The following is a 9,505-nucleotide window of genomic DNA, read 5'->3' on the forward strand; positions in this document are numbered from 1 at the left end:
GGGCGCGAGTCCTAGGCGAGGATCCCGAGGCGGCGCAGCTCGACGGCGAGGTCGTGCGGGCTGGAGGCGGCCTGCGTGGCGTCCTCCAGCGTCACGACGCCGTCGCGGACCAGGGCCACGAGGTGCTGGTCGAACGTCTGCATGCCGTAGAAGCCGCCCTCGCGGACGAGGTCGGTGATGTGGTGGGTCTTGTCCGGGTCGGCGATCGCGTCCGCGACCCGGCCGGTGTTCAGGCAGACCTCCATGACGACGCAGCGGCCCTGGCCGTCGGCACGCGGCACGAGGCGCTGGCAGACGATGCCGCGCAGCGCCCCCGCCAGGGACAGCCGGACCTGCTTCTGCTCGTGCGGGGGGAAGAAGTCGATGATGCGGCTGATCGTCTCGGCCGCGTCGATGGTGTGCAGGGTCGAGAGGACGAAGTGCCCCGTCTCCGACGCCGACAGCGCGGCCTTCACCGTCTCCTGGTCGCGCATCTCGCCGACGAGGATGACGTCGGGGTCCTGGCGCATCGCCGCGCGCAGCGCCGTGGAGAAGTCGGCGGTGTCCTGGCGCACCTCGCGCTGGCTGATCATCGACAGCTTGTCGGTGTGCAGGATCTCGATCGGGTCCTCGATCGTCACGATGTGGCTCTCACGCGTGGAGTTGACGTGGTCGATCATCCCCGCGAGCGTCGTCGTCTTGCCCGAGCCCGTGGGGCCCGTGACGAGGACGAGGCCGCGCTGCTCCAGGGCGAGCTGCTCCAGGACGGCCGGGACGCTCAGCGCCGACAGCGGCACGGCCTGCGAGGCGACGCGGCGCAGCACGAGGGCGACGGACCCGCGCTGGCGGAACGCGTTGACGCGGAAGCGGCCCACGCCGTTCGGGATCCCGTAGGCGAAGTCGGCCTCGTTCGTGCGCTCGAACTCCGCGACGAGGTCGGGGCGCAGGATCTGGGCGAGCATCGCCTCGGTGTCCGCGGGCGTGAGCGGCGGCGCCTGCAGCGACCGCAGCCGGCCGTCGATGCGGACCCTCGGGGGCGAACCGGCCTTGCAGTGCAGGTCGGAGCCGCGCAGGTCCACGAGCGCCCGCAGGTACGGCGCGATGGCCACGTCGGCCGCGGAGTCGAGGGTCGTCACCCCGTCTCCTCGGCGTGCGCGGGCCCGACCTTGAGCGGGGCCACCCGTCCGGCGGCGGGAGCCGAGGCGGAGCACTGCCCGCTGCGTGGGAGCATGGTGACGAGCAACCGCGAGCGAGGAAGGAGCAGCCATGAGCAAGCGAGGCCGCAAGCGCCGCAGCCGCAAGAAGGGCGCCGCGAACCACGGCAACCGTCCCAACGCCTGAGGCGCGAGGACGACGAAGGCCCCGGACCACTGGTCCGGGGCCTTCCGCTGTTCCGGGCTCCCCTTGCGGGGAGCGGCGGTCAGGAACCGCTGGTGACGCGCACCTCGGTGATGCGCACGAGGATCCGGGCCCGCAGGTCCTCCGGCGCCGACTCGCACGGGCAGCCCTCGCGGATGACCTGCTTGAGGCGCTCGTCCTCGCGGACCTGCTCCAGGCAGCTGACGCACTCCTCGAGGTGGGTCTTCACCGCGTCGCAGTCGAGCGGGCCCATCTCGCCGTCGAGGTACTCGAACGCGCGCTCGAGGACCTCGCGGCAGTGGTCGTCGTGCGAGGCCAGGTCGATCGTGGCGTGGTCGATGGTGGCGTGGTCCGTGGTGGCGCGCTCCTGCTCCGGTGCCCCGGAGGTCTCCGCCGCGCTCACGACCGGCTCCCGGAGGTGCCGGCGCCGCTGGTGGCGGGTGCCTGCTCGGCCGCCTCCGCCGGAGCCGCGCCCGACACCCCGCGCCCGACCGCGTACTCCCGCAGCATCTCCCGCAGCTGCCGGCGCCCGCGGTGCAGACGCGACATCACCGTGCCGATGGGCGTGCCCATGATCTCGGCGATCTCCTTGTACGCGAAGCCCTCGACGTCGGCGTAGTAGACGGCCATCCGGAAGTCCTCCGGCACCGCCTGCAGCGCACGCTTGACGTCCGAGTCCGGCAGGTGGTCCAGCGCCTCGGTCTCGGCCGAGCGCAGGCCGCGCGAGGTGTGGGACTCGGCGCGCGCGAGCTGCCAGTCCTCGATCTCATCGGCGTGCGACTGCTGGGGTTCCCGCTGCTTCTTGCGGTACGTGTTGATGTACGTGTTCGTGAGGATCCGGTACAGCCACGCCTTGAGGTTCGTGCCCGGCGCGTACTGGTGGAAGGCGCCGTAGGCCTTCGCGAACGCGTCCTGGACGAGGTCCTCGGCGTCCGCGGGGTTGCGCGTCATGCGCAGCGCGGCCGAGTACAGCTGGTCCAGGAAGGGCAGCGCGTCCCGCTCGAAGCGCGCCGCGCGTTCGTCGGCGGTCTCCTCCGAGGGGGCTCGCGAGGTCTGTTCGGTCATCGACAGCGAGCCTAGGGCCTCGCGGTCCGACTCGCCGTAGGAGGTGCGGTCCGGCAGCACGCTGGTGGTGATGGGGGTCCTCTTCGTGATCGTGGTCGCCCGTCCGCCGGGCCGCGTGGCGAGCCCCGCAGGGGAGCTGGGATGCGTCCGACGCGTCTCGGGGCCCCGTCGCGGGGGACCCGAGGTGCGACGCGGACGCAGCGCCGGGGAACCCGGCGCGGTCGTCGTCTCGAGAACCGGCAGCATGTGATCTGGAACGCACGCCGGGACGTCACCATTCCTGCACCGCCGGTGCGGCGGCACGCGGCGGAGTGCCCCCGCGGGCCCCGGCCGCGGGTCAGGACGCGCCGAGCAGCTCCCCCGTGCGCAGGTCCACGACGCCCTCCAGCTCGGCGGCCGGGGCGGGGTCGAGCAGGTCCTCCCCCGTGTCGCGCACGTTGCCGACGCGCCGGGAGACGGGGTGGGCGTCCAGGCTCGTGGCGAACAGGTCGCGGGGCAGCGCGCCCAGCAGGGCCCCGACGTCGTCGGCCTCGGCGAGCTCCGGGTCCAGCCACGCGTCGCGCAGCTCGCGGGGCACGACGAGCGGCATCCGCTCGTGCAGGCGGTCCAGACCGGGCTCCGCGGCGGTCGTGACGATCGCGAAGCTCACGAGCCAGCGGTCCGGGTCGTCGTCGGGCTTGGCCGGGTCGCGCCAGAACTCGAAGATCCCGGCCAGCGACAGCGGCCGGGAGTCGTTCGCGCGCACCGCGAACGGCTGCTTGCGCGGGCCCTTGGGACCCGTCGCGACCGGGCTGGCCTGCCACTCGTACCAGGCGTCGACCGGGACGAGGCAGCGCCGCGTCAGAGCCGCCTTGACGAAGGCGGCCTTCTCCAGCAGCGACTCCACCCGGGCGTTGACCATGCGCGCGGCGCCCGAGGCGTCCTTGGACCAGCTGGGCACCAGGCCCCAGCGCAGGGCCCGCAGCGACCGCACGGGCGGCGCGTCCGGGTCCTCGCGCGGCACCCGCTCGACGACCACGGGCGGGGTCGTCGTCGGGGCGACGTTGGTGCTGCGGGTCGCCGTCCCGCCGGTGAGGTCCTCGTCGACCTCGAACTCCTCCACCAGGTCGGCGATCTCGGTCCGGAGGGCGTAGCGGCCGCACATGCAGGCACCCTCTCACCGACGCGCGCGCCCGGCGCTGCGCGGGCGCCGCGGGGTCCGGCGGGGGGTCCGGTGCAGAGTCCGTCGAGGGGTCTGCCGAGGGGTCCGTGGAGGCGGGCGGGGAGGCGCCCGCGGAGATCATGCGGTAGGCAACTCCCATGACAGTGGTGCGACGGCTGGCCCGACCGATGCTCGCGGCGATCTTCATCAAGACCGGGATCGACCAGGTGCGCAACGCCCGCGACCTGGCCCCCTCGGCCCAACCGGTGGCGCACGCCGTCGCCGGACCCCTGCGCCTGCCGGACGACCCCGTCCTGCTCGTGCGTCTCAACGGTGCCGCCATGGCCGGTGCGGGCGTGCTCTTCGCGCTCGGCCGCCTGCCGCGGGTCACGTCCGTGGTGCTCGCCTCGACGCTCGCCCCGAGCGCCTACGTGAACCACCCGTTCTGGACCGAGAAGGACAAGACCGTCCGCGGCGAGGTCCTGGAGGACTTCCTCAAGGACGTCGGGCTCCTCGGCGGCGCGCTCCTGGCCGCCGTCGACACGGCCGGCAAGCCCGGCCTGGCCTGGCGCGGCAAGCGCGCCGGCCGCGACGCCAAGCGCTTCGCGAAGCTGGCCACGCGCGAGGCGGCGCACGCCGCCGGTAGCGGCAAGAAGGACCTGCAGCTCGCGGCCGCGAAGGTCGCCTGACGACGCCCGGCACGAGGACGACGGCGGTGGTCGGCGGGGAGCCGGCCCGCCGGTGGCGCCTGCGAGGATGCTCCGCGTGACGCCACCGACCCCCGACGCCACCGCCGGCGTCCCCACCCCGGGCGGGGCCGCCGCCCCGGCGGACGCACCCGCCCTGTGGTCCGCCCCGCACCGCGACACCCCCCTCGAGGCGGTGGTGCCGGTGCCGGGCTCGAAGTCCCTCACCAACCGCTACCTCGTGGTCGCGGCGCTCGCGGAGCGCTCCTCCCTGCTGCGCGACCCGCTCGACTCCCGCGACACGCGCCTCATGGTGGACGCGCTGCGCCGCCTCGGCAGCGAGGTCGTCGAGGGCGGTCCCGGCGGTCCCTCCGACGGTGCCGCCGGTGCGGCGGACTGGGTCGTGCACCCGAACGAGGTCCGCGGCGGCGTCAGCGTCGACTGCGGGCTCGCCGGCACGGTCATGCGGTTCCTGCCGCCCGTCGCGGCGCTGGCCGGCTCCCCCGTCGCCTTCGACGGCGACCCCCGCGCCCGCGTGCGGCCCATGGCCGCGCTGCTCACCGCGCTGCGCCAGCTCGGCGCCGAGGTCGACGACGGGGGCCGCGGCCTCCTGCCGTTCAGCGTCCGCGGCCGCGACGGCGGCCTGCCCGGCGGGACCGCGACCATCGACGCGTCCGGCTCCAGCCAGTTCGTCTCCGCGCTGCTGCTGGCCGGGGCCCGCTTCCGCGACGGCCTCGTCCTGCACCACGAGGGCCCGCCCGTGCCGAGCGAGCCCCACGTGCGGATGACCATCGAGGTGCTGCGCGACGTGGGCGTCGTGGTCGACGACTCCGTGCCCGGCACCTGGCACGTCGAGCCGGGCGAGATCAACGCCCTCGACGTCCAGGTCGAGCCCGACCTGTCCAACGCCGCGCCGTTCCTGGCCGCCGCGGCCGTCTGCGGCGGCCGCGTCCGCGTCCCCGCGTGGCCGCAGTCGACGACGCAGGCCGGCGACCTGCTGCGCGACGTCCTCGACCAGATGGGCGCCGACGTCACCCTCGACCGCGAGGGTCTGCTCGTGGAGGGCACGGGCGAGCTGTTCGGCGTCGACCTCGACCTGCGCGAGGCCGGCGAGCTGGCCCCGGTCATCACCGCGCTGGCCGCGCTGGCCAGCTCGCCGACGCAGCTGCGCGGCATCGCCCACCTGCGCGGGCACGAGACCGACCGTCTCAAGGCCCTGGTCACCGAGATCAACGGGCTGGGCGGTGACGCCGTCGAGACCGCGGACGGCCTGCTGGTGCGCCCGCGCACGCTGCACGGCGGGGTGTTCCAGACCTACGCCGACCACCGGATGGCCACGGCCGCCGCCGTCCTCGGCCTGCAGGTCGAGGGCGTCCGGGTCGTCGACGTCGCGACCACCCGCAAGACGCTGCCCGACTTCCCCGGCATGTGGGACGCGATGCTGCGCGGCACCCCCGAGCCCACCGGCCGCGCGTCGGGCTCGCGGTGAACGTGACGGGGCCCGCGGTGAGGTGCGGCGCGTGAGGGAGGGCTCGTGAGGGAGGAGCGCCGGGTCGCCTACGACGAGGACGACGTCCGCATCCGCCCGACCCGGCGCGGGTCGCGGCCGCGGACCAAGGAGCGGCCCCGCCACGGCGACGCCGTCCCCGCGATGGTCGTCGCGGTCGACCGCGGCCGCTGCACGTGCCTCGTGGGCGCCGACCTCGACCCCGCGGAGCTCGCCGCCGCCGGTGTCGAGGGCGGTCCGCACCTGGTCACCGCCATGCGCGCCCGCGAGCTGGGCCGCACCGGCGTCGTCGTCGGCGACCGGGTCGGCCTGGTCGGCGACACCTCGGGGCGCCCCGACACCCTCGCGCGGGTCGTGCGCATCGACGAGCGGCGCACGGTGCTGCGCCGCACCGCCGACGACACCGACCCGGTCGAGCGCGTCGTCGTCGCCAACGCCGACCAGCTCGTCGTCGTCGCGGCCGTCGCGAACCCGGAGCCCCGCTCCCGCCTCGTCGACCGCTGCCTCGTCGCGGCCTACGTCGCGGGGATGCGCCCGCTGCTGTGCCTGACCAAGGGCGACCTGCGCCCCGCCGAGGAGGTGCTCTCGACGTGGGCGCCGCTCGGCCTCGACGCCGTGGTCACCTCCCGCGGGCCGGACGGCCTCGTGGGCCTGGACGAGGTCCGCGAGCGCCTGCAGGGGCGGACGAGCGTGCTCGTCGGGCACTCCGGCGTCGGCAAGTCGACGCTCGTCAACGCGCTGGTCCCGCTGGCCGACCGCGCCACGGGCCACGTCAACGCGGTCACGGGCCGCGGGCGGCACACGTCGACGTCGATGGCGGCGCTCGCGCTGCCCGAGGGCGGCTGGGTGGTCGACACCCCGGGCATCCGCTCGTTCGGCCTGGCCCACGTCGACCCGGAGGCCGTGCTGCACGCCTTCCCCGACCTCGCGGGCGGCGAGGCCGGGTGCCCCCGCGGCTGCACGCACGACGAGGCCGAGTGCGCCCTGGACGCCTGGGTGGCCGAGGGGCACGCGGGTGCTGCCGGGCCGGCGCGGCTGGCGTCGTTCCGGCGGCTGCTGACCGTGCTGCGCGGCGAGGGCGGCGACTGAGCCCGTCCGCGTGCCCCGTCCCACGACGTGACCGCCGTCACTGAGGATGAGCGACCGATACCGTACTGTGACCGATGATCACACACGGACGGTGAGGAGCTGCGGTGCGCGACGGCGGCTCCACCCCACCCGCTGAGGCCGGCGTCTCCCTCGCTGCCGGCCCCGCGCTGACGCTCACCGGCGTCGGCCCGGTCGCCCCGGAACCCGTCCCGTCCGACCCCGTCCCGCCCGCGCAGCGCAGCGCCCCCGGCGGCTGGACGGTCCTGCGCGAGCTCGGCCGCGGGTCCGGCACCGTCGTGCACCTCGCCGCGCGCGGCGGCCGCGAGTACGCCGTCAAGCGGCTCTCGCCCGTGCCCGGCACGGCCGCGGCCCGCGCGGTCGCGGAGCACCAGCTGCGCCGCGAGGCGGCCCTGCTGGCCAGCGTCGACCACCCGGGCCTGAACCGCGTGCACGCGGTCGAGCGCATCGAGGGCGAGCTGGCCGTAGTGCTCCGGGTCGTCGACGGGTCCACGCTCGCGCAGCTGCTGCACTCCCCCGGCGACCCGGCGGACGCCGGCGACGTCCCCCCGCCGGGCGCCACCCTCAGCGTCGCCACCGCCACCGGGCTGGCCCTCGACGTCAGCGACGCCCTCGAGGCGCTGCACCGCAGCGGGCTCGTGCACCGCGACGTGAAGCCCGCCAACGTCGTCGTCATGCCCAGCGGGCACTGCGTCCTCATCGACCTCGGCGTGGCGCACCTCGCGGTCGACCCGGTCCCGGACCTCGCGGACACGGGCGTCGGGTCCCTGCTCTACTGCGCGCCCGAGCAGGCCGGCGTCCTGCGCCGCCCCGTCGACCACCGCGCCGACCTGTACTCCCTGGGCGCCGTGCTGCACGAGTGCCTGACGGGACGCCCGCCCGTGACGGGCACCGGCCCGGACGAGGTCCGCCGCCGGCTGCGGCAGCTGCAGCCGCTGGACCCGGCCGCGCTGGGCGACGTGCCCGCCGCGCTCGCGGACCTCGTGGTCGCCCTGCTCGCCGCCGACCCGGACGACCGGCCGCCGAGCGCCCGGGCCGTGGCGAGCGTGCTGGCCCGCGTCGAGCGCGAGGTAGCGCCGCAGGCCGCGGCCGAGCGCCGCCGCCAGCGCGGGCCCGTGGCGGCACCGCTGCTGGAGCGCGCCCCGCAGCTCGCCCTGCTCGACAGCGCGTGGGACGCCGCGCGCGCCGGGTCGGGCAGCGTCGTGCACGTGCGGGGGCCGGCCGGGTCCGGCCGCAGCTCCCTCGGCGCCCACCTGGCCCGCCGGGCCGCGGCGAGCGGGGCCACGACCGTCGTCCTGGACACCACCACGGCCCCCAGCGCGCCGCTGGCCGGGCTGCGCCTGGCCCTGCGCCGGGCGGGTCTCGACGACGCGCCCGCGGACGGCGGCGAGGCGTCCGCGACCGCCGGCCCCCGCGGCGAGGAGCTGGCCCGGCTGCTCCTGGCCGCGGCCGCGCGCACGGGCCCCGTGCTCGTCGTCCTCGACGACGCCGAGCACGCCGAGGCCTCGACGCTGGCGGTCCTGCGCACGGTCGCGGCGGAGTGCCGGGACCTGCCCCTGCTCGTGGCCGTCGTGGACCGGCCCGGGGCGGGCCACCTCACCTCCCCGGAGGAGGCGCGCGGGCGCACGGTCGTCGTCGACGTGCCCGTGCTCTCCGACACCGCGGCCCGGGCCGTCGTCCGCCGCCGGCTGCCGGGGGCCGCCGTCCCCGACGCCGTCGCGGCGAGCCTGGCCGCGCGGGCCGCCGGCAACCCCGGGGCCCTGCGGGCCGTGCTGCACGCCACGCTCGACGACGGCGGCCTGCTGCCGCAGTGGGGGCGCTGGACGCTGGAGGCGGCCGTCCTGGACGCCGTCCCCGTCGGCGCCGACCTCCTCGACGCCCTGCTGGGCCGCTTCGCGGGGCTCTCGGGCGCCCAGCGCCGGGTGCTGCGCCTGGCCGCGGCCAGCGGGCGCTCGGTCTGCGAGGAGCTCGTGCGCGCCGCGGCCGCCCCCGACCTCGACGCCGCCGCCGTGCGCGACGGCCTCGCCGCCGGGGTGGCCACGCGCCTGCTGCGGCCCGGGCCGCGCGGGTGGCACGAGTGCCCCCACCAGCAGGTGGTCGACGCCCTGCTCGCCGACACCGCGACCGGCGAGCGCCGGGCGCTGCACGCCCGCCTCGCGACCGTCCTGCGGGGGGCGGCGGACGGCACGGCCGGGGTCCTGCAGAGCGTGCCCGACCGCTCCGACCTGCTCTTCGCCAGCGCCCGCCAGCACCTGCTGGCGGGCGACGCCGTCGCCGCCTCCGACGTGGTGACCGTGTGCGCCGCAGCCGGTGTCGAGGCGGCCCGGCGCCACGCGCACGAGTCCGCGGTCCAGCTGCTCCAGGACGCGGAGCGGGCCGCGCACGAGGCCGGCACCGAGCTCGACCCCGGGCTGCGGCGCCTGCTGGCGGCGAGCTGCGCGCGGATCGGGCACCACCGCCGGGCCCACGACCACCTCGGGCGGCTGCTCGCCGAGGAGGGCGGCGACCGCGTGCAGCGCGCGGTCGTGCTCGGCGAGGTGGCCGTCCTGCACCGCCACGAGCGCTCCGCCGCGGGCCCGCTGCTGTCGCTGCGCGCGGCCGACCGGGGCCTCGCCGAGCTCGGTCTGGCCCTGCCCGCCCCCGTCGGGGGCCGGTGGGCGG

9 protein-coding genes are annotated in these 9,505 nt (G+C 76.8%); 5 read left to right on the forward strand and 4 right to left on the reverse strand.

Going from position 1 to position 9,505, the window contains the following annotated elements:
* Window positions 1–11: 11 nt before the first annotated feature.
* Window positions 12–1,115: a type IV pilus twitching motility protein PilT gene (locus F1544_RS17405; protein WP_208972099.1), complete on the reverse strand. Its 1,104-nt coding sequence runs from the start codon at window positions 1,113–1,115 to the stop codon at window positions 12–14.
* Window positions 1,116–1,245: 130 nt separating this feature from the next.
* Here F1544_RS17405 and F1544_RS26865 point away from each other — a divergent pair, with 130 nt between their 5' ends.
* The gene (locus tag F1544_RS26865; protein WP_373368096.1) at window positions 1,246–1,320 is read left to right on the forward strand and encodes a 50S ribosomal protein bL37; all 75 of its coding nucleotides are present in this window, start codon (window positions 1,246–1,248) and stop codon (window positions 1,318–1,320) included.
* Window positions 1,321–1,399: 79 nt separating this feature from the next.
* Here the strand turns inward: F1544_RS26865 and rsrA are convergent, their stop codons facing one another.
* From rsrA to F1544_RS17420, 3 genes are all read right to left on the reverse strand, one after another.
* A complete protein-coding gene (rsrA, locus tag F1544_RS24770; protein WP_167587394.1) occupies window positions 1,400–1,741 on the reverse strand; it encodes a mycothiol system anti-sigma-R factor in 342 nt (113 codons plus the stop codon).
* Window positions 1,738–2,649: a sigma-70 family RNA polymerase sigma factor gene (locus tag F1544_RS17415; RefSeq protein ID WP_373368095.1), complete on the reverse strand. Its 912-nt coding sequence runs from the start codon at window positions 2,647–2,649 to the stop codon at window positions 1,738–1,740. Before F1544_RS17415 ends, rsrA begins: the two co-directional genes overlap by 4 nt.
* 91 nt (window positions 2,650–2,740) lie before the next feature.
* Window positions 2,741–3,547 carry an SOS response-associated peptidase gene (locus F1544_RS17420; protein ID WP_167587395.1) on the reverse strand — a complete coding sequence of 269 codons (807 nt, stop codon included), beginning with the start codon at window positions 3,545–3,547 and terminating at the stop codon, window positions 2,741–2,743.
* 155 nt (window positions 3,548–3,702) lie between these two features.
* On the opposite strand from F1544_RS17420, the gene F1544_RS17425 reads away from it, so the two are divergent.
* The 4 genes from F1544_RS17425 to F1544_RS17440 form a co-directional block, all read left to right on the forward strand.
* Entirely contained in the window at window positions 3,703–4,233 is a 531-nt protein-coding gene (locus F1544_RS17425; protein ID WP_167587396.1) for a DoxX family protein, read from the forward strand.
* 67 nt (window positions 4,234–4,300) lie between these two features.
* Complete coding sequence (gene aroA, locus F1544_RS17430; RefSeq protein WP_167587397.1) at window positions 4,301–5,719, forward strand: 3-phosphoshikimate 1-carboxyvinyltransferase; 1,419 nt, start codon at window positions 4,301–4,303, stop codon at window positions 5,717–5,719.
* Window positions 5,720–5,764: 45 nt separating this feature from the next.
* Window positions 5,765–6,826, forward strand: coding sequence for a ribosome small subunit-dependent GTPase A (rsgA, locus tag F1544_RS17435; protein ID WP_167587398.1), 1,062 nt, complete (start codon window positions 5,765–5,767; stop codon window positions 6,824–6,826).
* Window positions 6,827–6,930: 104 nt separating this feature from the next.
* Window positions 6,931–9,505 (forward strand): serine/threonine-protein kinase (locus F1544_RS17440; RefSeq protein WP_167587399.1); only part of this gene is annotated, 2,575 nt, incomplete at its 3' end.

This window comes from Kineococcus rubinsiae (genome assembly GCF_011839805.1).
Classification (GTDB): domain Bacteria; phylum Actinomycetota; class Actinomycetes; order Actinomycetales; family Kineococcaceae; genus Kineococcus; species Kineococcus rubinsiae.